Source organism: Vibrio sp. 10N.222.52.C3 (assembly GCF_041474195.1).
GTDB classification, from domain to species: domain Bacteria; phylum Pseudomonadota; class Gammaproteobacteria; order Enterobacterales; family Vibrionaceae; genus Vibrio; species Vibrio crassostreae_C.
This window is the reverse complement of the sequence record NZ_JBFRTQ010000037.1, coordinates 1-25820: the sequence shown is the minus strand read 5'-3', so window position 1 is coordinate 25820 and position 25820 is coordinate 1. Positions and strand designations below refer to the sequence as shown.

The 25820-nt window shown below is 44.7% G+C and carries 27 protein-coding genes and 1 other RNA gene; 10 read left to right on the top strand and 18 right to left on the bottom strand.

The window, feature by feature from the left end:
* Window positions 1–19: 19 nt before the first annotated feature.
* The 8 genes from era to rpoE all read right to left on the bottom strand — a co-directional run bounded on the left by era (window position 20) and on the right by rpoE (window position 7415).
* On the bottom strand, window positions 20–991 hold the full coding sequence (gene era / locus AB4517_RS06930) for a GTPase Era (RefSeq protein WP_372148110.1): 972 nt from the start codon (window positions 989–991) through the stop codon (window positions 20–22).
* Entirely contained in the window at window positions 984–1661 is a 678-nt protein-coding gene (rnc, locus tag AB4517_RS06925) for a ribonuclease III (protein WP_017066012.1), read from the bottom strand. The genes era and rnc overlap by 8 nt, the downstream gene beginning before the upstream one ends.
* A gap of 26 nt (window positions 1662–1687) precedes the next feature.
* Window positions 1688–2584: a signal peptidase I gene (gene lepB / locus AB4517_RS06920; RefSeq protein WP_017066013.1), complete on the bottom strand. Its 897-nt coding sequence runs from the start codon at window positions 2582–2584 to the stop codon at window positions 1688–1690.
* A 245-nt stretch (window positions 2585–2829) separates the two neighbouring features.
* Entirely contained in the window at window positions 2830–4623 is a 1794-nt protein-coding gene (gene lepA, locus AB4517_RS06915) for a translation elongation factor 4 (RefSeq protein WP_017059045.1), read from the bottom strand.
* A gap of 137 nt (window positions 4624–4760) precedes the next feature.
* Window positions 4761–5231 (bottom strand): SoxR reducing system RseC family protein, encoded by a 471-nt coding sequence (locus AB4517_RS06910; RefSeq protein WP_017059046.1) that lies wholly within the window; start codon window positions 5229–5231, stop codon window positions 4761–4763.
* Window positions 5228–6190 carry a sigma-E factor regulatory protein RseB gene (gene rseB, locus AB4517_RS06905; protein WP_017059047.1) on the bottom strand — a complete coding sequence of 321 codons (963 nt, stop codon included), beginning with the start codon at window positions 6188–6190 and terminating at the stop codon, window positions 5228–5230. Before rseB ends, AB4517_RS06910 begins: the two co-directional genes overlap by 4 nt.
* Complete coding sequence (locus tag AB4517_RS06900) at window positions 6187–6810, bottom strand: sigma-E factor negative regulatory protein (RefSeq protein ID WP_017063205.1); 624 nt, start codon at window positions 6808–6810, stop codon at window positions 6187–6189. Before AB4517_RS06900 ends, rseB begins: the two co-directional genes overlap by 4 nt.
* A 26-nt stretch (window positions 6811–6836) precedes the next feature.
* The gene (rpoE, locus tag AB4517_RS06895; RefSeq protein WP_017068700.1) at window positions 6837–7415 is read right to left on the bottom strand and encodes an RNA polymerase sigma factor RpoE; all 579 of its coding nucleotides are present in this window, start codon (window positions 7413–7415) and stop codon (window positions 6837–6839) included.
* A gap of 389 nt (window positions 7416–7804) precedes the next feature.
* On the opposite strand from rpoE, the gene nadB reads away from it, so the two are divergent.
* Complete coding sequence (nadB, locus tag AB4517_RS06890; RefSeq protein WP_017059049.1) at window positions 7805–9421, top strand: L-aspartate oxidase; 1617 nt, start codon at window positions 7805–7807, stop codon at window positions 9419–9421.
* A gap of 135 nt (window positions 9422–9556) precedes the next feature.
* Here nadB and AB4517_RS06885 read toward each other — a convergent pair whose 3' ends face one another.
* Together AB4517_RS06885 and AB4517_RS06880 are read right to left on the bottom strand one after the other, a co-directional pair.
* A complete protein-coding gene (locus tag AB4517_RS06885; RefSeq protein ID WP_324295273.1) occupies window positions 9557–9976 on the bottom strand; it encodes a protein YgfX in 420 nt (139 codons plus the stop codon).
* A complete protein-coding gene (locus AB4517_RS06880; RefSeq protein ID WP_004735374.1) occupies window positions 9924–10184 on the bottom strand; it encodes a succinate dehydrogenase assembly factor 2 in 261 nt (86 codons plus the stop codon). Before AB4517_RS06880 ends, AB4517_RS06885 begins: the two co-directional genes overlap by 53 nt.
* Before the next feature lie 167 nt (window positions 10185–10351).
* On the opposite strand from AB4517_RS06880, the gene ygfZ reads away from it, so the two are divergent.
* The 3 genes from ygfZ to AB4517_RS06865 all read left to right on the top strand — a co-directional run bounded on the left by ygfZ (window position 10352) and on the right by AB4517_RS06865 (window position 12553).
* Window positions 10352–11323, top strand: coding sequence for a tRNA-modifying protein YgfZ (gene ygfZ / locus AB4517_RS06875; protein WP_017059051.1), 972 nt, complete (start codon window positions 10352–10354; stop codon window positions 11321–11323).
* 4 nt (window positions 11324–11327) lie between these two features.
* The gene (locus tag AB4517_RS06870) at window positions 11328–11789 is read left to right on the top strand and encodes an aminoacyl-tRNA deacylase (RefSeq protein WP_372148109.1); all 462 of its coding nucleotides are present in this window, start codon (window positions 11328–11330) and stop codon (window positions 11787–11789) included.
* 557 nt (window positions 11790–12346) lie between these two features.
* Entirely contained in the window at window positions 12347–12553 is a 207-nt protein-coding gene (locus AB4517_RS06865) for a DUF1107 domain-containing protein (protein ID WP_010435728.1), read from the top strand.
* A 120-nt stretch (window positions 12554–12673) separates the two neighbouring features.
* Here the strand turns inward: AB4517_RS06865 and AB4517_RS06860 are convergent, their stop codons facing one another.
* From AB4517_RS06860 to AB4517_RS06850, 3 genes are read right to left on the bottom strand one after another with little or no spacing between them, the layout of a single operon-like run.
* On the bottom strand, window positions 12674–13897 hold the full coding sequence (locus AB4517_RS06860; protein WP_372148108.1) for an FAD-dependent 2-octaprenylphenol hydroxylase: 1224 nt from the start codon (window positions 13895–13897) through the stop codon (window positions 12674–12676).
* A gap of 11 nt (window positions 13898–13908) precedes the next feature.
* Window positions 13909–15087, bottom strand: coding sequence for a 2-octaprenyl-6-methoxyphenyl hydroxylase (gene ubiH, locus AB4517_RS06855; protein WP_372148122.1), 1179 nt, complete (start codon window positions 15085–15087; stop codon window positions 13909–13911).
* A gap of 24 nt (window positions 15088–15111) precedes the next feature.
* A complete protein-coding gene (locus AB4517_RS06850) occupies window positions 15112–15687 on the bottom strand; it encodes a YecA family protein (protein ID WP_017070457.1) in 576 nt (191 codons plus the stop codon).
* 308 nt (window positions 15688–15995) lie between these two features.
* Here AB4517_RS06850 and zapA point away from each other — a divergent pair, with 308 nt between their 5' ends.
* The 5 genes from zapA to serA all read left to right on the top strand — a co-directional run bounded on the left by zapA (window position 15996) and on the right by serA (window position 19376).
* On the top strand, window positions 15996–16304 hold the full coding sequence (gene zapA, locus AB4517_RS06845; RefSeq protein WP_004735366.1) for a cell division protein ZapA: 309 nt from the start codon (window positions 15996–15998) through the stop codon (window positions 16302–16304).
* 11 nt (window positions 16305–16315) lie between these two features.
* Window positions 16316–16498: non-coding RNA, 6S RNA (ssrS, locus tag AB4517_RS06840), on the top strand.
* 6 nt (window positions 16499–16504) lie between these two features.
* Window positions 16505–17104 carry a 5-formyltetrahydrofolate cyclo-ligase gene (locus AB4517_RS06835; protein WP_372148107.1) on the top strand — a complete coding sequence of 200 codons (600 nt, stop codon included), beginning with the start codon at window positions 16505–16507 and terminating at the stop codon, window positions 17102–17104.
* 124 nt (window positions 17105–17228) lie between these two features.
* A complete protein-coding gene (gene rpiA, locus AB4517_RS06830; protein WP_372148106.1) occupies window positions 17229–17885 on the top strand; it encodes a ribose-5-phosphate isomerase RpiA in 657 nt (218 codons plus the stop codon).
* Between the two features lie 261 nt (window positions 17886–18146).
* Window positions 18147–19376 (top strand): phosphoglycerate dehydrogenase, encoded by a 1230-nt coding sequence (gene serA / locus AB4517_RS06825; protein ID WP_017059058.1) that lies wholly within the window; start codon window positions 18147–18149, stop codon window positions 19374–19376.
* A 112-nt stretch (window positions 19377–19488) separates the two neighbouring features.
* Here serA and AB4517_RS06820 read toward each other — a convergent pair whose 3' ends face one another.
* Window positions 19489–20202 (bottom strand): oxidative stress defense protein, encoded by a 714-nt coding sequence (locus AB4517_RS06820; protein WP_017059059.1) that lies wholly within the window; start codon window positions 20200–20202, stop codon window positions 19489–19491.
* A 111-nt stretch (window positions 20203–20313) separates the two neighbouring features.
* On the bottom strand, window positions 20314–21210 hold the full coding sequence (locus AB4517_RS06815) for a LysR family transcriptional regulator ArgP (protein WP_017068706.1): 897 nt from the start codon (window positions 21208–21210) through the stop codon (window positions 20314–20316).
* 142 nt (window positions 21211–21352) lie between these two features.
* Between AB4517_RS06815 and AB4517_RS06810 the strand changes: the two genes are divergently transcribed.
* Entirely contained in the window at window positions 21353–21982 is a 630-nt protein-coding gene (locus tag AB4517_RS06810; RefSeq protein ID WP_372148105.1) for a LysE/ArgO family amino acid transporter, read from the top strand.
* A gap of 95 nt (window positions 21983–22077) precedes the next feature.
* On the opposite strand, the gene mscS is transcribed toward AB4517_RS06810, so the two are convergent.
* From mscS to AB4517_RS06795, 3 genes are all read right to left on the bottom strand, one after another.
* A complete protein-coding gene (gene mscS / locus AB4517_RS06805; RefSeq protein WP_065675463.1) occupies window positions 22078–22944 on the bottom strand; it encodes a small-conductance mechanosensitive channel MscS in 867 nt (288 codons plus the stop codon).
* A 377-nt stretch (window positions 22945–23321) separates the two neighbouring features.
* Window positions 23322–24398 carry a class II fructose-bisphosphate aldolase gene (fbaA, locus tag AB4517_RS06800; protein ID WP_010435694.1) on the bottom strand — a complete coding sequence of 359 codons (1077 nt, stop codon included), beginning with the start codon at window positions 24396–24398 and terminating at the stop codon, window positions 23322–23324.
* Window positions 24399–24553: 155 nt separating this feature from the next.
* Entirely contained in the window at window positions 24554–25717 is a 1164-nt protein-coding gene (locus tag AB4517_RS06795; protein ID WP_017059064.1) for a phosphoglycerate kinase, read from the bottom strand.
* Window positions 25718–25820: the final 103 nt, after the last annotated feature.

Here is a 25820-nt window from a genome sequence, read left to right as displayed (position 1 = left end):
GAAAGTGACGTTCAATATATTATAGATCGTCGATGTAGCCTAACGAGCGAAGTGCACGCTCATCATCAGCCCAGCCAGATTTAACCTTGACCCAAGTCTCTAGGTAAACCTTACGGCCGAATAGCTCTTCCATATCGATACGCGCTTCACGACCAATCGTTTTGATCTTCTCGCCCGCTTTACCAATCACCATTTTCTTCTGGCCTGTACGCTCAACAAGAATCAGTGCATTGATGTGGAAGCCATCGTTATCTGAGTTGTAATCGAAACGTTCGATTTCAACCGTTACCGAGTAAGGTAGCTCGTCACCCGTAAAGCGCATCAGCTTTTCACGGATAATTTCAGAGGCCATAAAACGTTGCGAGCGATCAGTCACGTATTCTTCAGGGAAGTGGTGTGTCGCTTTAGGTAAATGTTCACGTACGTGCTTACGCAGTACATCAATATTTTTACCTTGCTTCGCTGAGATTGGCACTACATCAATGAAGTCCATCTTCTTAGAGACTTCCATCATGTGCTGCATCACGTTAGTACGGTCTTGAACGTTATCTACTTTGTTGATGCAAAGTACAACTGGGAAGTCAGTCTTCTTCAGTTTGTTCAGAACCATCTCATCGTCGTCAGTCCAGTGAGTACCATCGACAAGGAAGAATACTAGGTTTACATCACTCAATGAGCTGTTCGCCGCACGGTTCATCAAGCGGTTGATGGCACGCTTTTCTTCAATATGAAGTCCAGGAGTATCAACAAAGATCGCTTGGTAATCACCCTCAGTTTCAACGCCCATAATACGGTGACGTGTCGTCTGTGGTTTACGTGATGTAATAGAAATCTTCTGACCCAGAATATGGTTCAGAAGCGTCGACTTACCTACATTTGGGCGACCGACAATAGCGATGAAGCCACAGTGTTGGTTTTCCGGTAGGCCTGTTTTTTTGCTATCAGATGAAAAGAATGCATCGATATCGAAATCTTGGTTGTTATCAGACATTGCTTAGTTGCTCTAATGCTGTTTCAGCAGCCGCTTGTTCTGCCTTGCGGCGGCTAGTGCCTTTACCGATAACAGGTTTATCCACACCTGCCACTTCACACTCAACCGTAAACTCTTGGTTGTGTGCTTCACCTTTAATATTAGTCACTGTGTAGACAGGTAGAGGATTTCTTCGACCTTGCAAAAACTCTTGTAGGCGAGTTTTCGGATCTTTTTGAGATACTCCAGGCTGAATAGCATCTAGGCGAGATTGGTACCAGCTTAAAATAATGCCGCGAACCGTCTCGGTATCACTATCTAAATAGACAGCGCCTATGACCGCTTCAACCGCATCCGCTAGAATAGAATCACGACGGAAACCGCCACTCTTCAACTCACCTGGACCTAATTTTAAGTAATCTCCTAGTTCGAATTCACGACCTAGTTCTGCCAATGTATGACCACGTACTAATGTTGCGCGCATGCGGCTCATATCACCTTCGTTTACCTTAGGAAAACGGTGGTAAAGATCATCAGCGATAACAAAACTTAAAATTGAATCGCCCAGAAACTCAAGACGTTCGTTATGTTTACCTGCGGCGCTGCGGTGAGTCAGCGCCAAGTGGATAAGATCGGCATCATTAAACTGATAGCCAATCTTTCTCTCTAGTTTATCAATTGGAGAATTCATGCTCTCTCGATGTGTTATGTGATCGATTAATGAATCCCACCGATGCGATTAAAACGCACACCAGTAGGAATCCATGTTGGAAGTACACTGTCTGAACCGCGTTCGAATTCGAAGCTGATCCAAATAGCAACGGCCTTACCAACAAGGTTTGCTTCAGGGACAAAGCCCCAGTAACGGCTATCGGCACTGTTGTCACGGTTATCACCCATCACAAAGTACTGGCCTTCTGGAACGACCCATTCGTTAACACCATTGCGAGGCTGATATGCTTGCACACGATCGCGGCGCAATGGGTTAACTAAAATCTGGTGTTCTACGTCTCCAAGCTGTTCGTTCAGCTGAATCAGAGGCACACCATCTTGAATAAATTGGCTCTCTTCAACATTACTTAGTTTCACTGGTTCACAGCTACTTGTACCCTTCGCCTGAATGCAGATCTCTTTACGACTGCTGTAGCGAATCGTGTCACCTGGCATACCAACAACACGCTTAATGTAGTCGATGTTTGGCTGAGGTGGGTACTTAAATACGATTGAGTCACCGCGTTCTGGCTTGCCTGTTTCTACCAATTGAGTGCGCCATACTGGGTCTTTTAGACCGTACGCGTACTTCTCTACCAAGATGAAATCACCAACCAAAAGGGTTGGCATCATCGAGCCAGAAGGGATTTGAAACGGTTCATAGATGAATGAACGCAAGATCAAAACAAATGCAATTACCGGGAAAATGGACACACTGTTCTCAACCCACCAAGGTTGAGCCGTAACTTTTGCGCTAGTTTCAGCGTCTAGGCCATTCGATTGTGCTTCAACGTCAGCAAGCTTTTGCTGGCGCTTCTTCGCCCACACAAACTTTTCCAACGCCCATACAATGCCGGTCACTAGAGTTACGATCACTAAGATAAGCGAAAATGTATTAGCCATTGATATCCCTTAAATTTCATTTCTTTAAAAATAACGAAAGTGAAAGAGTATAACCCTTTCACTCTGCTTAATATTTCTAATTTGTATCAATCATGCTGACTAAATGCTGGGGAGATTACGCAGGAAAAATCGTTTAGTTCGAGGCGCAAAGTGCAGTGACTAGTGGGCCTAATTGCAATCTTTGCAACAAAGAAATAAACGATTTTAACCAGTAATGTTCAGCAGATAGTTAGTGCGATTGATACCTAGTCTTTGCCAACATGAAGGATTGCAAGGAAAGCTTCTTGAGGCAGTTCAACGTTACCGATCTGCTTCATACGCTTCTTACCTTCTTTTTGTTTCTTAAGAAGTTTCTTCTTACGACTGATATCACCACCGTAACATTTTGCGATTACGTTCTTACGCAGTTGTTTCACTGTAGAACGAGCAATGATGTGGTTACCAATCGCTGCTTGAATCGCGATATCGAACATCTGACGAGGGATGAATTCTTTCATCTTCTCTACCAGTAGACGACCACGAGACTGAGCAATATCTTTGTGCGTAATGATAGCTAGTGCATCAACTGTTTCGCCATTCAGCAGTACGTCTACACGTACCATGTTTGATGGCTCGTAACGTTGGAAGTTGTAATCCAATGATGCATAGCCGCGAGACGTTGACTTCAGACGGTCGAAGAAGTCTAGAACTACTTCTGCCATAGGAAGATCGTACGTCACAGCAACTTGGTTACCGTGGTAGACCATGTCTACTTGTACGCCACGCTTCTCAACACACAGTGTGATTACGTTACCTAGGTAATCCGAAGGTACCAGAATATTACAGCGTGCAATTGGCTCACGAATTTCTTCTAGGTCATTAACCGCTGGCAGTTTAGCCGGGCTATCAACGTAAAGAACCGTTTTATCTGTTTTTACAACTTCATACACTACTGTTGGAGCAGTTGTGATTAGGTCTAGGTCGTATTCACGCTCTAGACGCTCTTGGATAATCTCCATGTGAAGCATTCCTAAGAAGCCACAACGGAAACCAAAACCAAGTGCTGCTGAACTTTCTGGTTCAAAGAACAGTGATGCATCGTTCAGGCTTAATTTGCCTAACGCGTCACGGAAGTTTTCGTAGTCATCAGATGATACAGGGAATAGACCAGCGTATACCTGAGGCTTCACTTTTTGGAAACCAGGTAGACGTTCAGTGCTGCCGCCCTTTGCAAGCGTCAACGTATCACCAACTGGTGCACCTAGGATGTCTTTAATACCACAAACAACCCAACCTACTTCGCCAGTATTTAGCTCTGTAGTATCGATTTGCTTAGGCGTGAAGATACCTAGACGGTCAACACCCCATACTTGGTCTGTCGACATTACTTTGATCTTATCGTTCTTCTTCAGCTTACCGTTTTTGATACGAACCAAAGAAACTACGCCAAGGTAGTTATCGAACCAAGAGTCAATGATCAACGCTTGTAGAGGCGCTTCAGGATCACCTTCCGGTGGCGGGATTGCCGTCACGATGTTTTCTAGAACATCATCAACACCCAAACCTGTTTTCGCAGAACAGCGAGTCGCTTCCATCGCATCGATGCCAACGATCTCTTCGATTTCTTCAGCAACACGTTCTGGTTCAGCAGCTGGTAGGTCAATCTTGTTCAAGATTGGCACTACTTCCAGTTCCATTTCGATTGCTGTGTAACAGTTTGCTAGAGTTTGTGCTTCAACACCTTGGCCAGCATCCACTACAAGTAGTGCGCCTTCACAAGCCGCTAGAGAACGAGATACTTCGTAAGAGAAGTCTACGTGTCCAGGAGTGTCGATAAAGTTAAGTTGGTAAGTTTCACCATCTTTAGCTTTGTAATCTAAAGTCACACTCTGCGCTTTAATTGTAATACCACGCTCGCGTTCTATATCCATAGAATCGAGGACTTGAGCTGCCATCTCACGTTCACTTAATCCTCCACAAACTTGGATTAAGCGGTCAGAAAGGGTCGACTTACCGTGGTCGATGTGGGCGATAATCGAAAAATTACGAATGTGCTTCATAGGCTTGGTGTGACTAAACTCTTTGAATAGGGATAATAAGAAAGCCGCGACGCGTCCAATCTACAGTCAGCATTGGTGGCGGCATTTCAATCAAGTTGGCAGATTCTACCCAATTTAAGGGCAAGAAGCATCATAAATTAGACGAGAGACTCACCTAGGATTCGAATCAAGACGACTTCTTGCTTGGATTTGTCTTCCATGGGTTTGGCTAACCGCTTCGCTAAGGCAATCCCACCAGCAGTAAACAGTGCTGCACTTAAGATAACAATGCCCTCGCCCCCCTGGAGTAAGGGTTGTAACAAGAGTTGCCCAAAACCAGCACCAATCATCAACATGAAAAGTGGGATGAGATAAACAATCGCCGCCGACTGAAGTAGGCTTTTTTCTGGAAAGCCAATTTCTACGATTTGTCCAGCTTTGACTAAGCTTTTGGTTTTAAGCTGCCAAAACAAAGATTTATTGCCAACAGCCTTGGTCACAATACCCGTACCGCAGTTTTTTTGAGAAGAACAGCTGCTACAACTGGTTTGTTGTTCGCAGCTCAATTGAACAAAGTATTGCTTACCTTTTTGTTCAACCGAGCTAACGGTCGCCAGCGCGGTCATCATTGCGCTTGTACCGATTTATTAAATGTAACTGACTGAGCAATACGTTTTGCAGTTGCCGGCGGAATGTCACCAACCACAGAGATCTCTTTATCGCCAATCACTAAGCTGTGCAAGGTTCTACGCCCTTGACGCACCAGCTGCCCTTTCAATGAATGCTCATCTTTTTCCGCGATATAAACCGAAAAGTTAAACAGTCCATCACTGAAAAGCTGACTTTCAACCATTTTATCGGTCGCAGCCATTTGATAGCGGCTAAGCTCTTTTGATTTAAACCCTTCAGGAATCCACGACGCTTGCCAGTTAGTTTCACTCACTAAGCCTTCCGGTAATGATAAAACTTTCGGCAATTGAGCTTGGCTCAAGCCACCCATAGCCTCAGCAATCTTATCGTTCACCACGTAAGAGATAGTGCGGTACTGTTCAAGCACTTCGCCATCACGATCCAAAAGGTCGGCACGCAAAGGAAGATTCGTTTTTTCGTCTACCCAAACCACGTAAGAGTAGCGAAGGCCATCTTTCGGCACGACACGCAGCACTTGAGTGGTGCTACCTGCTTCACGAGAGCGACCAACTTTCACAAAGTCGTAGTACTGATTCAGAGATTCGATATCTCGATTAATCATCGGAATAACAGGCGCAACCATGCTGCCTGACTGAATCGTAAATGGCTCTGTACCCGGCTCGATGTAGCTAACTTCGTTGCCACGTCGAATGACTTCACGAACAGGGCCGCTTAGATAAACAAGGTGTGCAAGTTGTTGGTCGTCGTTAACCGCATGGCGATAAACAAGAGGCTCAATACTGCTCTTCTTTATCAAAATGTAGGAGAGTTCGTAATTTAGATGCTGACTGGCCTCGTTCATTTGATGCAACAAGGCCTTTGCAGTGGTTTCCTCTGCAAAGGCTGTTGGAGACATCAAGCTGAACAGTGTCAGTGCACTGACCAGGATTTTCTTCATTCAATGTCCGATTCTAGATGTGCATCTTGCATTGGCGATGCATCACTGTTTAATCTTAGCTGCAGCTCATAATCTTCTAACAATGCATGAACGCGTTTGCGCTGCTCTTGCAAGTTAGCTTCAGATGCTGGTTTCTCAACAGAGTCACGCGTTAAACTTACTGGTTCCGCAGAACCGGCAAATGGAATCGTCTGGAGTACAGGCAACTGCTCTGGTGCTGCAGGGTCGCTACCACCATATTGTTGAACACCTAATACAACGGCTAATGAAACACACGCTGCCACGGCAACTTGTCCAAACTGTTGTAACCACGCCGGAAGCTGACGCTTCGCTTGCTGAGGTTTAGGTTGCTCTTCAATTGGAGCAACAGTAGGTTCAACATTCACTTGGTGCAGGTTCGACATTGAACCATGTGCAGGCTCGTTCTCAAGCGCTGCCGCTACACTATTAGCAATGTTCCACTCTGGAGTTTCTGGCGAATCCCCACGCATAACATCACCAATTAAATGGTAACTCTGCCAAGTATCCATGCTTTCTTGATCAGATTCTAGATCTACAATGAGAGCTTTATCGATCGTTTCACCATCCATGAGTGCCGAAAGCTTTTCTTTATCAGCCATTATTTTCACCATAATTATTACAAGTTCTAGCGTTGCAAAAGAGGTTTGATTTTCTTTTCCACCGCTTCACGAGCTCGGAAAATACGCGAACGTACGGTTCCTACAGGGCAATCCATTACTTCTGCAATCTCTTCGTAGCTCAAACCTTCGAGCTCTCGCAACGTCATTGCAGTTTTTAAGTCTTCTGGTAGCGCTTCAATCGCTCCAAAAACAACTTGTTTCAATTCTTTAGACAGCGTTAAGTTCTCAGGGTTCGATATTTCTTTTAACGCGCTGCCTGTTTCGTAATATTCTGCATCTTCTGCATCTACATCGGTTACTGGCGGCCTACGGCTTTGGGCAACGATATGATTTTTAGCGGTGTTCACGGCAATTCGGTATAACCATGTATAGAAGGCACTCTCGCCACGAAAGTTAGGTATCGCGCGGTAAGCTTTAATAAAAGCTTCTTGTGCTACATCAGGTACATCACCGGAATTATTCACGTATCGAGAGATAAGATTACAAACTTTGTTTTGATACTTAACCACTAGTAAGTTAAATGCCTGCTTATCTCCACTCTGAACTCGCTCAATCAACACTTGATCGGTTAGCTGCTCGTTCATTCGAGCGGGTACTCCTATTGTTATAACCCTCACCTTCACAGATATGGGTACTAATTATGCGAAATGTAGTATTGACACCACCGTCTACAAGAGCACTATTGTGACTAAGCCAAATACCGAAAGTTCCAACTTTCTTAAAATTATTTGCCATTATTGTTTCACAATGTGATGTAATAAAAATAGCTATCCCTATCAATTTGGGGAAACTTGAGCAAAAGCAATGGTATTGAGCAATTAAATATTTCTAGATAGCTGTCTATATATTGATTTTGCATAGCGTTTAAGGATGACTCTGGAGAGATTATAACAGTCTTAGCCAAACTCCTAAAACAAGACAAAGTCAATTGAGAGTGGACAACTCGACTATAGCCCGGGATTTAATAAGTTTTATGAACGCAAACCGTGAACATCAGTGTGATGTATTAGTGGTAGGAAGTGGTGCGGCAGGCTTGTCATTAGCCTTACGCGTAGCAGAACATGCAAAAGTAATTGTATTAAGCAAAGGACCACGCAGCGAAGGATCGACGTATTACGCACAAGGTGGTATCGCCGCGGTGTTCGATGAGTCGGACAGTATTGAGTCTCATGTAGAGGATACTCAAATCGCTGGGGCTGGGTTATGCGAAGAAGATACAGTTCAATTCATTGCTGAAAATGCGAAAGAGTGTGTGCAATGGCTGATTGATGGTGGTGTTCCATTTGATAAAGATGAGAACAGCACAGAAGGCCAACCAAAATATCACCTCACTCGTGAGGGTGGCCACAGTCACCGCAGAATTCTGCACGCTGCCGATGCAACTGGCATGGCGATGCAAACCTCACTACAAGATAACGTCAACAACCACCCAAATATCGAGATCTTCGAGCGCCACAATGCGCTGGATTTGATCACGGAAGATAAGATTGGTGGTTCAAAAGACAAGGTGATCGGTGCCTACATTTGGAACCGTAACCAAGAACATGTTGAAACCGTGCGCGCTAAGTTTGTTGTATTAGCAACAGGCGGCGCTTCAAAGGTTTACCAATACACCTCTAACCCAGATGTTTCTTCAGGTGATGGTATTGCTATCGCTTGGCGTGCGGGTTGTCGTGTGGCAAACCTTGAGTTCAACCAGTTCCACCCAACTTGTTTATTCCACCCAGAAGCGCGTAACTTCCTACTAACGGAAGCACTGCGTGGTGAAGGTGCTTACTTGCGTCGTCCAGATGGTTCTCGCTTTATGAAGGACTTCGATGAGCGCGGTGAACTGGCGCCACGTGATGTGGTTGCTCGTGCAATTGACTTCGAAATGAAGCGCTTAGGTGCCGACTGTATGTATGTTGATATCAGCCACAAGCCTGAAGAATTCATCACAGCGCACTTCCCGATGATCCATACTCGCTTGATGGACTTGGGCATCGACATGACCAAAGAGCCGATCCCTATCGTACCAGCCGCTCACTACACGTGTGGTGGTGTCATGGTGAATAAGCAGGGTCAAACCGACCTAACGAACTTGTATGCGATTGGCGAAGTGAGCTACACCGGCTTACACGGTGCAAACCGAATGGCTTCTAACTCACTGCTTGAGTGTGTGGTTTACGCATGGGCAGCAGCAAAAGATATCGTTGAGAACATCGACCAATCTCAACTGTGCGCTGAACTGCCAGCATGGGATGAAAGCCAGGTCACCAACAGTGATGAAGAAGTTATCATTCAACACAACTGGCACGAACTGCGCCTATTCATGTGGGATTACATGGGCATTGTTCGAACGGATAAACGACTAGAGCGAGCATTGCGTCGCATTCAGATGCTGCAACAAGAAACTCATGAGTACTACAGCTACTTCAAGGTTTCGAATAACCTATTAGAACTGCGTAACTTGCTACAAGTGGCAGAACTAATGGTTCGTTGTGCAATGCAACGTAAAGAGAGCCGCGGCCTCCACTACACGTTGGATTACCCTGAACTTGCAGAAGACAGTGGCCCAACGATTCTGACGCCAGAGAAACGCCAATCATAATAATTGGTTAAACGTGCTTAGCGAATTAGCCGTCAGCGGAAAATGATTAAACGAAAGGGAGCCGAGTGCTCCCTTTTCTTTTGTCTAACGCTTTCTTTTATCTAATACTTTCTTTCATCGAATAGTTTGGCTTCTCTAGCGCGCTCGTTGTAAGTTCGCCAGAAAATGGCGATATTCTCGCTCGCAACAGCTGTCCCGCCAAAGCAGTACCGAGTGCCCACATTCAAACTGCAATTTAACGAAGAACTGCGCCCAGATCTTATCAACGGACTTGAGTCGGTAAGTTCGGTCATTGAGTCGAATATCACCATCCTCTCTGTAATCAAAACGCCCATAGACACTATTTAGAATCACATGATTGTTTCTGAACAAGCGGATCATTAAAGCTAAGCAATAAAGGCTGGCGGCAAGTGGAATAGAAGACAGGACGATGAAAAACAAAAGGCACCCAAAAATAGTGCCTTTTGCAAATAATGCGGAATACGAAGGGTTAAGCTGAAGCTTAACGAACCTTGCTGAGGTTGTGTGCGACAATTTTATCAACCATTGATGCATGGCCTAGGTTTTCACTGCGTCCGTGGCCCATTACCCAAGTAAACAAATCTGGATCATCACACTCTAATAGAGAAACAAACTCGCGCTGTTCCTGCTCTTGCAATGAATCAAAACACTCTTCGAAAAATGGCATGATGACTACATCAAGTTCTAACATGCCGCGACGGCAACCCCATTTAATTCGTGCTTTCTGCTCTGCAGTGTACATTGGCTATCCTCACCTATAATTTTTCTTTCTCGGAGTGTAACAAGTCATACGCCCTGCAACTACTATGTGAGTCACAGTCCCTATCTAAGCTCACAAAAAAACCTAGGCTGACAAAGAAACAGAACCGGATTAACATAGAGCCAAATAAAATTCTTAGGAAAGATAAAATGGATTGGAAAAACACATTTCAGCCACTCGCTCATACGCAAAATGAATCGCTTCCAGAACTGATGATGACACACGTGTCAGACTGGAGCGCAATCACCATGATAGGCGATGACAAAAAGTCGTACCTACAGGGTCAAGTAACGTGCGATGTCGTCACTCTTCCTAATGATGAATCCACGTTAGGCGCGCACTGTGATGCAAAAGGAAAGGTATGGAGCATCTTCCGCCTGTTCCATCACAATGGCGGTTACGCACTCATGCAGCCTAAATCTGCGATTGAAGTCGAGCTCGTTGAAATCAAGAAGTACGCGGTGTTCTCTAAGGTTGATATCGAGCAAACGACAGATGTTGTTATCGGTGTGATGGGCGCGTCTGCGGATCAATATATTGATTCAATTTCAGAAGGCCAAGGTAACGTGCGTGCTATCTCTGGTGGCACAGCGGTTAAAGTCTCAGACAATCGCTGGGCTCTACTTGTGACAGAAGAAGCCGCTGAAGCCTTGGTATCAAACAGCGCTGCGGAGAAAGTATCAGAAACACTTTGGCAATATCATGAAATTCTTGATGCTCAGCCTAACCTATCGAAAGCAGAGCAAAACGAGCACATCCCTCAAGCGCTTAACCTGCAAGCGATTGGCGGTATCAGCTTTTCAAAAGGCTGTTACACAGGTCAAGAAACGGTTGCTCGTGCTAAGTACCGTGGCATGAACAAGCGTGAGATGCGCATTGTGTCGGGCACAACTGCGGACGTGCTGTCGTTAGAAAACCCTATTGAACTGGAACGTAGTGTGGGTGAGAACTGGCGTGGCGCAGGCCGACTATTAAACGTCTATCAATTTGCTGATAACCGAGCGATTGGTTTGATGGTACTGCCAAACAACCTTGATGACGATGTTCAGCTGCGACTGACCGCGCAGCCTGATCAAACATGGAATATCCTGCCACTGCCGTACAGCCTTGACGACGAGTAACCACGTGGAAACGCAGATTACACAATGGCTGGATCAACAGCAGGTGAATTATCGCCTGCTGATGCAAAGCAAGCCAACCACCAGCATTGAAGAAACTGCACAAGAGCGAGGCATCGACGCCTCTCAAATGGTGAAGTGCATCCTGCTCAAGGATATGGGCAACCAGTATGCGTTAGCCTGTACTGCTGGCGATCGCTCTGTCGCCCCCAAGAAAGTACGCTCGGTACTGAATTGCCGTCGAATGACCTGCGTGTCGCTCGCTGATGTTGAAGCGATCACCGGTTTTAAAGTGGGTTGTGTTGGTCCGCTCGCTCTCAAGAGACACATGCCGATCATTTTTGATCCTTCCATTCAAAACAACTCGACCGTAACCATTAGCTCCGGCGACCGAATGGCTGGCGTTGCGCTGGATCTCAATGATCTTATGGCGCTATGTGCACCGACCGTCGCGGACATCAGTCGATGATCATTTAGATCATGCTTCGCAAACTTCATTTTAATATTTCATTGAGTACATTTTTAGTGTGAACCTCGTCATAAGAAGAACACACCATTAATAAATAGTTACTCAAAATAAAAGCATAAGTAGTCACAAAGTTAAATTTGCGTTATTGTAAATTTACTGACTAGCTATTAAGCAAATCAGTGCAAGTGAATCCACTGAGTAACATCAGTATCCACTTTTGTGTAATGCATCTGTGACTATTCGCCCGTTTTAGACGGGCTTTTTTTTGTCCGAAATTTACAATTTGATTACACAAACAAAAAAATCCCGCCTATTCTTATACTTGTAACATTATCACTGCTTAATACTGAACAGAAAAGTTCACGGCAGTTCACTACTCAGTATTATTTTGGGGAGGAGCTCACGTAAAAATAGATATTTACTGAAGAAAGTGCTTAGAACAGCACAAATATCTAATTAACGTCAACGCTACTGCATATAACTCCATGCTTATCACAATTATTATCTCGGAGTTTTTCTATAATATGCAGGCTAGGTAAATATAAGGATAATTTAGAATGAGACTGTTTAAGCGCTATACACCGGGTATGATTGCTAAACATGTAAGTCGACTTTTCAAAGGACGAATCTACATTTACGGCGTAGGAAAATTTGAGTTTGATAACGGTAAACTAGTGCTGCCAGATCGAGCAGAAAAACGTCACTTTCAAACTGTGAAAGAGATAAATAGTGAAATTATGAAACTGCGCTGCGCATACGCATGATCTGATTACCTAAAGAATTAAAAACAAAAAGGGTTGGCATTATGCCAACCCTTTTTTCGTGTTTGTGATGCAATGACTAAAATCTTCTATTTGCTATCAACAATGACTCGTCGTGCGCGACTATCGTTGCGATACGGGACGTTTGGCTAAATCAGGAAGATTACCTGATAAGCCAAGTGCCCGCTTCATGATTTCATCTTTCGCGCCAGGCAGTTGACCCGCTAGCTTCATACCGATGCCACGAATCAACTTCTTGGCTGGATTATCGCCTTCAAACAGATCTTTAAAGCCCTGCATTGAAGCAATCATTTTCGCCGCCTCTGCTTTTCTCCAGCGCTCATAACCACGAAGATTGCGCTTGGTACCAATATCCTCACCAGCACCCCATAACGTTAATAGCTCTTGCGCTAGGCTTGCTGCGTCTAATAGGCCAAGGTTCACGCCCTGCCCTGCTAATGGGTGAATGGTATGAGCAGCATCACCAACCAAAGCCACACGCTCTACCGCAAAGTCACGCGCATAACGCATGCGCAGTGGGAAGGCAAAACGGTCACCAACCACTTCACATAAGCCCAGCTTTGCATCGAACTCAGCTGTTAACTGCTTGTTGAATTCAGCATCCGACATTGATACTAGGTTCTCGGCACGATTTGGTTCCGTAGACCAAACAATCGAGCTCATGTTGCTTGGTTGCATTGGTAGGAATGCCAATGGGCCTTGAGGCGTGAAGATTTGACGAGCAACGCTGTGGTGCGGCTCTGTGGTTTTGATGTTCGCGACAATCGCACTGTGTCCGTAATCCCAATGTGTTAATGGGATATCTTGCTGCTTACGAACCCAAGAGTTTGCGCCGTCAGCTCCAACAACTAACTTAGCTGTCAGTGCTTGACCATTGTCCAATGTTAACCAAGCTTCACTTTCACCAATCGCCATCGTTTTACACGTTGCGGGCATATACAGGCTGACGTTGTCTTGTTTCTTAACCTGATCAAGCAGCGCTAATTGAATCACACGGTTTTCAACGATATGACCAAGATTAGGCTGAGCCAAGCGTGTCGAGTCAAACTCAATACGAGCGAAACTGTCTTGTTCCCACACTTCCATCGCTTGATACGGTGCAGCGCGTCTTTGTTCGATACCTTGCCATGCACCTAGGTTACGAAGAATCACTTCACTAGAACGACTCAACGCGGATACACGCACATCAGGCAGCTCACTCAGCCCTTCACTAGGCGCTCTGCCTTCAATGACAGCGATTCTTAGGTCACTGTCTTTTAGGGCAGCAGCAAGCGCTAGGCCAACCATGCCACCACCAACAATCGCGATATCAACACTTTGCATCATTATTTATTACCTTATCTTTCTACTAGGCCAAGCGTATGACGCAAAAGTGGACCTTTAAGTGGTGGAAGGTTATCTATTACGGCTAACCCAAGATTACGCCCAATGCGAGCGGTCATATAATCGTTTGAGAACAGGTGAACTAGGCTTGAAGTCAACGTGATCGTTGCGTCTCGGTCTTGTTCTCTACGCTTTCTAAAGTTAACAAGACCACGGTAACGACCTACATCATCTAACTGGGTACACAACTCTTCTGCCAAGGAAGCCACATCTCGGATGCCTAGGTTAAAGCCTTGCCCCGCAATTGGGTGAAGCGTTTGAGCAGCATTACCAACAATGGCAAATCGATGAGAGATATTTTGCTGTCGGTGACGAAGAATCAGAGGGTAACTCGCGCGCTTGCCGACCTTCTCTAATCGGCCAAGTCGCCAGCCAAAGTCATTCTGCAATTGCTCAAGAAATTCATTGTCGTTTAGCGTCATCACTTTTTGTGCTTGCTCTGGTGTTAAACACCAAACCAGCGATAAACGGTTGTCACTCATCGGTAATAGAGCAACTGGCCCATGATGGGTAAAACGCTCAAATGCGCGACCTTGGTGAGGTTCACTCGCCACAATATTGGCAATCACAGCGACTTGCTCAAAGTCGTGCTCACTCAATGAGATATTGAGCTGTTGGCAACAGGTTGAGATTGCACCGTCAGCAGCAACCAGTAACTTAGTGGTTACTGTTTGCCCACTTGTCAGTTCAATCGTCGTCAACGCTTCTTCACGTTCAACTTTACTAACAGACTCAGGACAAAGCATGGTAATTGCCGCTTCTGATTCAAGTTTCTGCTGATAGATTCGACCCACATCTGCTAACTCGACCACGTGGCCAAGCGCATCTACAGCAAGCTCTTCACTGTAGATGTCTGTCATTCCGGCATGCCCGCGATCCGAAACATGGATATCTTTAATCGGGGTCGCGACCGGAGCGATAGATTGCCATAAGCGCAAAGAATCCAGGATCTGCACCGTGCCATAGGACAAAGCAATCGAACGAGAATCAAACCCAGGGTGAGCTTGATGATCAACCTGATAAGGCTCCACTACCGCAATCGACAGTGAACCTTGGCTTAGGTGATTCAAAGCAAGGGCTAAGGTTGCCCCTGCCATTGCGCCACCAGCAATTACAACATCATACTGAGCCATCATAACCTCAAACCGGCCAACGAATTAATGAATGGTAGGCGCCGCATCTTCAGATGGGCGAGCACCAAATTCAGCATGAATCGTTAGTGCACACGCTTTTACGTGCTCAATAACGTGCTCTAGAAGCTGCGCTTGCTCTTCCAGATCATCTTCTTCGTCAATGCCTAGCTTGGCCATCTCTTCTAGATCAGCTAATGCTTCTTTTGTACTGTCAGACGCTTTGTTCAATTGAGCGCCAACCAAGCCTAGACCAGAAATGAAATGGTTAATCCAATCAGACACACCATCAGCCAAGTCAAATAGGCTTGCGCTTGCGTCTTCGTCAGGCAGCAACATAGACAATTCCATACCCGAACCTGTGATTTCACTGGTCGTTACTTTCAGTGTCGCTTCCGCTAGCGTTAATGCGCGATCTGGCCAACCCATGCCTTCATTGGTGTAATCGAAGATCAGTGGTTGCCAGCTTTTATCTGCAAGGCTTAAGCCTCCGCTTAACATACCCGTTAATAAACCGTGCATCTCAGCAGGGGTTACGGCTAGACTTGCCGATTGAAGTTCAGTCGCAACCGTTAGGTAGTCAGGTAAAGTAGTTTCGCTCATCAGATAGCTCGCTCAGTTATTCTTTATATCGATAGTATAATCGTACCACTTCACCCCAATTCTGGTAAGCATCGATCCCCAGCAATTGAAGGATGACTGACTACCAATTGTTCAATTTGCTGAATTACTGTGTGCTCAAGCTCTCATTTACAAACAGTCACTCTGAAAAGCTTGAATCTTAATAGCGGTTTACCTATAGTTTCTCCCTCAGAGGAGATTGCTTCCTCATCGGTACTTGCACTTTTTCTTTCTCAAAAAATGGCGAAGGGCAACAGCCTTAAAATAGCGCGTTAAAGAGTTCATCCATCATGAGTAATCAAGCGGTAGACGTTGAAATATTAGGAAAACTGACTCGAGTGAATTGTCCACCAGGGCAAGAAGAGTCATTGATTGCAGCGGCGGCCGATCTTGATAATCGATTGAAAGAGATGGCTGAACGTACTAAGGTAACCAATGAAGTGAAGCTGCTGACTATCGCAGCTCTGAATATTTGCTACGAATTACAAACCAAGAAGTTTGAAGCAAATGATGAACAAAACGCACTGACCGAGCGAATGGAACAGCTCACGACATCACTTTCAGATGTCCTCAGTAAAGTTAAGCACGGACAGCAATAGCGTACACAAAATTTACCCTGGAGTGTTTGTCAGAGGATTCACGTCCCCGAGCCGATAAGCAATCCCTAAGGGTTAGTACTTGAGTGCTATTGAGCATGCTCGGTCCGCCGAGAAGCCTACGGTAATCATTGCTGATCCGCCTTGAACTCGCTGGTTCAAGGGCCATCTATTCTCAACGGCACTTTGGGGTATCCCTTCTTATGAAGACGCTCACACGCAGCGAATTTCGCAAACAGATCCGCATCAAACGTAACTCCCTATCTAGCGAACAACAAACTCAATCCGGGATAGACTTAGTTAAGCAGTGTGCTCAGCTTGATGATATTCAGTCGGCTCAACATATAGCCCTCTATATTTCGATTGATGGCGAACTCGATACCCAGCCTTTAATTGAATGGTTATGGGCGCAAGGTAAGCAAACTTATTTACCAGTATTGCACCCCTTCTCGGCCGGACATCTGCTGTTTTTACACTACTCGCCAACCACACCGACGGTCTTGAATAAGTACGGTATTGTCGAACCTCAGCTCAATCAAATGCTGGTTAAACCTTGTCAGCAACTCGACCTTATTCTTACGCCCCTTGTCGGCTTTGACTCCCATGGCCATCGTTTAGGTATGGGCGGCGGATATTACGATCGCACCTTGGCAAAGTGGTTCGAGACGGGCGAAGGTGCAGCTCCTATTGGTTTGGCTCATGATTGCCAACATGTTGATACGCTACCGATTGAAGAATGGGACATTCCGTTACCTAAAATCGTGACTCCGAGTAAAACTTGGCAATGGGAAAACAACCATTAAAGCGCTATAATCGCGCCGCAAACGTTAACCTCGATATCCAAAAGTTACCCCAATATCTAAACGTTAACTTCATCATTACGCAAACGATTAATTCAAAGCGCAAGACCTTATTCAGGAGAATGGCATGACTCAAGATGAAATGAAAAAAGCAGCGGGCTGGGCAGCACTTCAATATGTTGAAGAAGGCAGCATTGTAGGTGTAGGTACTGGCTCAACAGTAAATCACTTCATCGACGCACTTGGCACAATGAAAGACAAAATCAAGGGTGCGGTTTCAAGCTCTGTAGCCTCTACTGAAAAACTAGAAGCGCTAGAAATCAAAGTATTCGAATGCAACGACGTATTCAAGCTAGACATCTATGTTGATGGCGCTGACGAGATTAACGGTTCTCGCGATATGATCAAAGGCGGCGGCGCTGCTTTGACTCGTGAAAAAATCGTAGCAGCTATCTCTGATAAGTTTATTTGTATCGTTGATGGTACCAAAGCAGTTGATGTGTTGGGTAAATTCCCACTGCCTGTTGAAGTTATCCCAATGGCACGCTCATACGTTGCTCGTGAATTAGTAAAACTTGGTGGTGACCCAGTTTACCGCGAAGGCTGCACAACCGATAACGGCAACGTGATCCTAGATGTGTACGGCATGGCGATCGAAAACCCAAAACAGCTAGAAGATATCATCAATGGTATCGCTGGTGTGGTAACGGTTGGTCTGTTCGCTCACCGTGGTGCTGATATAGTTATCACTGGCACGCCTGAAGGTGCAAAAATCGAAGAATAAATAATAGAAGATTGAGTTTTTCTGTTACTTCATTACAGACGGTGCCCTAGGGCGCCGTTTTTTTTGCTTTATTGCTGTAAAATTATGTCTTATTCCGTAATTTTCTTACCCAAAACATTTTTTTTTTGTTACTTTATTGTTCAGAAGACGCACAGGGAAAACGTTTGTCTCCTAACAAAGTGGTGAATTTGTTCCCCTTTCAGCCATTTTGTAGCACGTGCGCCGCATTTGCCCAACCTTTCCATTTTAAGGACGAGAACAATGGCCAAAGTTTCACTGGAAAAAGAAAAAATAAAAATTCTACTTCTAGAAGGTCTTCACCCTTCTTCTGTAGAAGTACTGCAAGCCGCTGGTTACACAAACATTGAGTACCACAAAGGCTCACTACCTGAAGATGAACTTCTTGAAGCAGTTAAAGATGCTCACTTCATTGGTATCCGTTCTCGCACCAACATCTCCCAAGAAGTTATTGATGCGGCTGAAAAGCTGGTTGCTGTCGGTTGTTTCTGTATTGGTACTAACCAAGTCAACCTTCAAGCAGCAGCAAAGCGCGGTATCCCTGTTTTCAATGCACCGTTCTCCAACACTCGAAGTGTTGCCGAACTCGTTCTAGGTCAGGTTCTATTGCTACTACGTGGCATTCCAGAAAAGAACGCGCTTGCACACCGTGGCATCTGGAAAAAGAGTGCCGACAACTCTTACGAAGCCCGTGGTAAGCGTTTAGGTATTATTGGCTACGGTCACATCGGTACTCAACTGGGTATTATTGCTGAAAACCTTGGCATGCGTGTTTACTTCTACGACATTGAAAACAAACTGTCTCTGGGTAACGCAACGCAAGTTCATACCATGACGGAATTACTGAACAAGTGTGACGTAATCTCTTTGCATGTACCTGAAACCAACGAAACAAAAGACATGATGGGTAAAGAAGAGTTCGAGCGCATGAAGCCTGGTTCTATCTTTATCAACGCAGCTCGTGGCACGGTAGTCGATATTCCTGCTCTGTGTGGCGCTCTGGAGTCTGGACACCTTGCAGGTGCGGCTATTGATGTTTTCCCAACAGAACCAAAAACCAATGCAGACCCGTTTGAGTCTCCATTAATGCAGTTCGATAACGTGATCCTAACGCCTCACGTGGGTGGTTCAACTCAAGAAGCACAAGAGAACATTGGTGTTGAAGTTGCTGGTAAGCTAGCGAAATACTCTGATAACGGCTCTACGCTATCAAGTGTTAACTTCCCTGAGGTATCACTACCACTGCATACTGGAACGTCTCGTTTATTACACATTCACGAAAACCGCCCAGGCATCCTAACTCAGATCAACACCATCTTCGCTGAGGAAGGGATCAACATCGCGGGTCAATACCTACAGACTGCGGCTGATATGGGTTATGTCGTTATCGATGTAGAAGCCGATCGCTCTGAAGAAGCACTGCTTAAACTGAAAGAGATCGAAGGCACAATCCGTGCTCGTCTTCTTCACTAATCATCGCACTCAAAATGCATAAAAAAGGCTCTCATCATGAGAGCCTTTTTAGCATTTGGCCTATCGTAGGTAATTAGGTCGTCATGATCCAAAACCTTCTATAGCACTGTCATTACTCTTCGATCTGGTAGATCACATTCACGCGATCACGAATGGTGATCGTTGAGTCTTCATAAGAGTTCGATTCTGTTCTTGCATCCATCGCCATTGAACGCATGAGTACTGGCTGAGAAGATTGAGCGTTGTAATCCACGCGCCATACATCACCTAACTCGCGCTCAAAACCACTCGCCAATGATTTAGCTTTTGATGTCGCATCTTTAATGGCTTCTAAGCGCGCTTGCTCTTGATACTTAGCTTGGTCGCGAACTTGCAGTTGGATGTTGTCGATCTGATTAATGCCTTCTCCAATCGCAATATCCATGTACTCATTAAGATTAGCTAGCTCAGTCACTTGAACGGTCACATTACGTGAGGCGCGGTAGCCAACCAGTTCCGGTTTGCCATCTTTCGGGTAATGATATTGAGGAGATAAATACAGGTTAGAGCTGTGTACACTCGCCTCATCAACACCAGCTTGATGCAGCTTGTTTAGAAAGCCTGTCACGACTTTATCAACGGTATTTTTAGCCTGTTCAGCAGTCATCGTCGATTCCACGACTCTCACAGAGAATGTCGCCATATCAGGTGTAGCGATCACTTCACCATAGCCTGTCGTTGAAATATGAGGAAAGGATGGAGAGTCAGCCAATGATGGAAAACTCACAGCACTCAACGCCGCAGTAAGAGTAAGAGACGTTGCTAACATCTTTGGTACAAGCTTCATTAGGTATGACCTATGCTAAACAAATGTCCTTTCATCATAGAGCAATTTATCGTTTAGCCAATCCAGAGCACACACTTCTAACAGAACTTTGACGCTGAAAAAACCAACAGTTTACTGAGGTAAGTGATTGTGAGCAAAACTCAATATTGCTTGGGATACCTCTTTTAATACTCCGCTCTCAAGCTGCCAATGGTGCCAATAGATGCGATAAGAGAGCAGAAAGCCAGGGGTAATATCAATCAGAGCACCAGACTCGAGCTCATCGATAATCTGTAATCGGGGGATCAAGCAATAGGCTACACCCGATAATGCCAAGCGCACAAATGCTTCTGAACTGCCGACTGTATGATTGATCACACTGTCTCTCGGGACGTTAAAATGATCATGCAGAAACTTCTTATGCAGATCATCGTATTGATCATAGGAAACCGCAGGTGCTTTGCTTAAGGTGGCGTAGTTTACGCCCTCTGCAAAGTAACGCTGATGAAAGTCAGGGCTAGCCACGCACACATAATCCATCCTACCGAGATAGTCAGCACTGCAGCCAGGAATCGCTTGAGACTCCAAACTGATTGCACCGGCCACCTCGCCACTTTTAATCTTTTCAATGGTTCTCGACTCACCATGAATCGCGAGGTTCAACTCGACTTGGCGAGACTTAATCACATCCGACAAAGCTGGTAGCAACCATGTCGCCAAACTATCAGCGTTGGTGGCTATGGATATCGATAGTGGTTGATTACCCTCTTCATTCATCAACTCAGGCACAAGCTCGTGCTCTAACAAACGAACACGGCGATATAAGCCCAGTAGTTTTTTACCCGCAGGCGTTGGTCTAGGCGGGCTTTCTCTCACCAAGGCTGGCTGAGCCAACCACTTTTCCAGCTGTTTGATGCGTTGAGATACCGCCGACTGGGAGATATATAACTGCTCAGCAGCCCTTTCGAAACTACGTTGTTTTACTACAGCATCCAGTGCTTCAATCCATTTATAATCCAATCCGCGCATCAATTTGCTTCCTTTTTAAGCTAACTCATCACCACATTAGCAACTCTAATAATAGATTAAAATCATTAATTATACTTATTTAAAGGGTCAGAGTATCTTCGCCATATAGCACGTAAATATCGTTAAATAAGTGGAGGTTAAAATGAGTTTTTGGGTTTTATTACAAGGTATTGGTCTAGGGGCAAGTATGATTATCCCTATTGGCGCTCAGAATGCGTACGTCCTAAATCAAGGGATAAAACGCAATCATCATTTAACGACAGCAACGATTTGTAGCCTGCTCGATACTCTGTTTATCTCATTAGGCATTTTTGGCGGCGGAGCGATCTTGTCGCAAAATGAATTACTGCTTACCTCAGTGACACTAGGTGGCATCGCTTTTCTGACTGTGTATGGTTTGCTCTCACTACGCAGTGCATTCAAAGTGCGCACCAGTGATGAGTCGAAAGGTGAGATATTAGCGCGTGGCAAGCGCACCGTTATTTTAGGGGCATTGGCAGTAACAGTATTAAACCCACATCTCTATTTGGATACCGTGGTAATTCTTGGATCCATTGGTGGGCAATTTGAAGGCAACGACAGAATTGCATTTGCTATGGGGACTATATTGGCTTCGTTCGTCTGGTTCTATTCTTTGTCATTAGGCGCTGCAAAACTAGGCCCGACGCTATCTAAACCTAAGGTTAAGAAAGGCATCGATATCGTGGTAGCAACCATGATGTTCGCCATAGCAGCTGTGCTTACCAATGGACTTATTGAACAATACTGGTAAATCTGTTTTTCTTAGAAAACCAACAAAAAAGGCGGATAACCTAAGTTATCCGCCTTTCCTTATAAAAGCTTATAGTTATAAAAACTAACTAGAAATTAAGCTTCTACTTTATTCATGTGTACATCCATTTGCGGGAATGGGATTTCGATACCTTCATTATCCAAGCCTTCTTTGATTGCTTGCATCAGGTCGAAGTAAACATTCCAGTACTCTGCAGTGCTAACCCATGGGCGAACAACAAAGTTTACTGAAGAGTCTGCTAGTGTGTGAACACCAACTTGAACACCAGGCTCTTTCAGTACACGCTCATCAGATTCACAAATCTTAGTCAGTAGCGCTTTTGTCTTTTGAAGATCAGCGTTGTAAGAAACCCCAATCATTAGATCAATACGACGCGTATCATGACGAGAGTAGTTAGTAATTGGGCTGCCAATAACGCTACCGTTAGGTACTACAACCATCTTGTTGTCTGGCGTTGTTAGAACTGTTTGGAAGATTTGAATTGAATCAACCGAACCTGCTACACCACCAATTTCCACGTAGTCACCAGACTTGAATGGACGGAATGCAACGATAAGTACACCAGCTGCAAAGTTAGATAGTGAGCCTTGTAACGCTAAGCCTACCGCTAAACCAGCCGCACCAATAACAGCAACCACAGATGCAGTTTGAACGCCTAGACGACCAAGTGCAGCAATTAAAACAATCACAAACAACAAGTAACGAACTAAACCATGGACGAACTCCACAACGGCTCGGTCCATTTTCTTCTTCTGAAGAACCTTAGACACGCTATTCGCTACTGCTTTAACAATAAGGTTACCAATAAATAGAATTATCAGTGCTGAAATGATATTTACGCCATATTGGATAAATAAATCTGAATTATTTGTTAACCACTGCTCTGCTTGAGACAAACCATCCACAAGTGGAGTCTCAATCGCTGTCGAACTATCAGCCATAATGTGCATCCTCTATATAATATGCTATGGGCTAAACTGCCTTAAGCCTCATTTACTCTGCAATATAATAAACAGTGTAATTACCGTTAAGTCATTGTGTTAAAAGTAAATTAAAGCCAAGTCCTTTTTATAAACTGAACCAAGTTCAGTTTTTCGGCACGATATCCTATCTTTGACAGATTGCAAAGTCATATTTATGTAAGCTTTTGAATTATTAAAACTTACCGATAAACACAAATACCGATAACTAAAAGACTACGAAATTTATTCACCGCACGCTAGGTTTTTCACATATTTAGTACAAGTTTTTATCAGATATAAAAAAACCCGCTCAATGAGCGGGTTTTTAAAACTTAAAGAGTACTTAATTCAAAGAATTATAGTACGTCTACAGCGTTAAGGTCAGCAAATGCTTTCTCTAGACGAGCAACCATTGAAGCTTGACCAGCACGTAGCCATACGCGTGGATCGTAGTACTTCTTGTTTGGAGCAGCTTCGCCAGTTGGGTTGCCGATTTGACCTTGTAGGAAATCGAAGTTGTCAGCAGAGTACTGACGGATACCGTCCCAAGTTGCCCACTGTGTATCAGTATCGATGTTCATTTTGATAACACCGTAGCCGATAGACTCTTGGATTTCTGCTTCAGAAGAACCAGAACCACCGTGGAATACGAAGTTTAGAGCGTTAGGTGCGATACCGAACTTCTCTGCACAGTATGCTTGAGAGTCACGTAGGATAGTTGGAGTAAGTACAACGTTACCAGCTTGGTAAACACCGTGTACGTTACCGAAAGATGCAGCGATAGTGAAACGTGGGCTAACAGCCATTAGTTTCTCGTAAGCGTATGCTACGTCTTCTGGAGAAGTGTAAAGCTCAGATGCGTCCATATCAGAGTTATCAACGCCGTCTTCTTCACCACCAGTACAACCAAGTTCGATCTCGATTGTCATGTTCATTTTAGCCATGCGCTCTAGGTACTTAGCACATGTTTCGATGTTCTCTTCTAGAGACTCTTCAGAAAGGTCTAGCATGTGAGAAGAGAATAGAGGCTTACCAGTTTGTGCGAAGAACTCTTCACCAGCGTCTAGTAGACCGTCGATCCATGGAAGAAGTTTCTTAGCAGCGTGGTCAGTGTGCAGGATAACTGGAACACCGTAAGCTTCAGCTACAGCGTGTACGTATTTTGCACCAGCTACAGCGCCAAGAACTTGTGCGCCTTGACCTTCAAGTTTAACGCCTTTACCTGCGAAGAATGCAGCGCCGCCGTTAGAGAACTGAACAACTACTGGAGCTTTAACTTTAGCAGCTGCTTCTAGTACTGCGTTTACAGAGTCAGTACCAACAACGTTTACAGCAGGAAGAGCAAATTTGTTTTCTTTTGCTACTTCAAATACTTTCTGTACGTCATCGCCAGAAATCACACCAGGTTTTACAAAATCGAAGATCTTAGACATGGAAATAGTCCTATTTATTCTATCGTTTTAAGATTAAAAAACTTAAGTTTAAAAACTTGCAATCGTTTGCTCACAACTTATGCCATTCTAGCAAAAAAGTGTGATATGCAGCAAACGTTAAAAGGCGAGATTCACATCTCGCCTTTCTAAATCAATTATGCTTTAGCACGCTCTTCAAGCATTGCTACTGCAGGAAGTACTTTACCTTCAACGAATTCAAGGAAAGCGCCACCGCCAGTAGAGATGTAAGAAACGTCAGCTTTGATACCGAACTTATCGATAGCTGCTAGCGTGTCACCACCACCTGCTACAGAGAAACCTGCAGACTCAGCGATTGCTTTAGAGATACCAGCTGTACCCGCTTCGAAGTTCTTGAATTCGAATACGCCTACAGGGCCGTTCCAAAGGATTGTTTTCGCGTTGCCGATGATTTCAGCTAGTGCCGCAGTTGAATCTGGACCAAGGTCGAAGATCATGTCGTCGTCTTGAACTTCAGAAACGTGCTTGATTTCAGCTTCTGCGTTTTCGTCGAATGCTTTAGCACATGCAACGTCAGTTGCTACTGGGATAGCACACTCTTTCATTAGCTTTTGAGCCGTTTCAACTAGGTCAGCTTCGTATAGAGACTTACCTACGTTGTGGCCTTCAGCAGCGATGAATGTGTTCGCGATACCACCACCAACAACAAGCTGGTCAGCAATTTTAGAAAGAGATTCTAGAACGGTTAGTTTAGTAGAAACTTTAGAACCACCAACGATAGCCACTAGTGGGCGAGCTGGGTTGTCCATTGCTTTACCAAGCGCTTCAAGCTCAGCAGCTAGAAGAGGGCCAGCACATGCTACAGGAGCGTAAGTACCAACGCCGTGTGTAGAAGCTTGAGCACGGTGAGCTGTACCGAATGCATCCATTACAAAGATGTCACATAGTGCAGCGTATTGCTTAGAAAGTGCTTCTTCGTTCTTCTTCTCGCCTTTGTTGAAACGAACGTTTTCAAGAACAACAAGTTCACCAGCGTTTAGCTCTAGGCCGTTTACGTAATCTTTAGCTAGTTTAACTTCGCAGTCTAGTGCGTCGTTTAGGTAGTTAACTACAGGAGCTAGAGAGAACTCTTCGTTGTATTCGCCTTCAGTAGGACGACCAAGGTGAGAAGTAACCATTACCTTTGCGCCAGCTTCTAGGCAAAGTTTGATAGTTGGTAGAGATGCAAGGATACGTGCATCTGAAGTTACTTTACCGTCTTTTACTGGTACGTTTAGGTCAGCACGGATAAATACGCGTTTACCTGCAAGTTCCAGGTCAGTCATCTTGATCACAGACATGATTTGTCCTCTCAAATTTAAATAAATATAAAGTTTTGGAAACTCAGCAACCCTGCTAAGCCTATAAATTATTCAACTGGTAATTCTTTCACTAGTAATAATA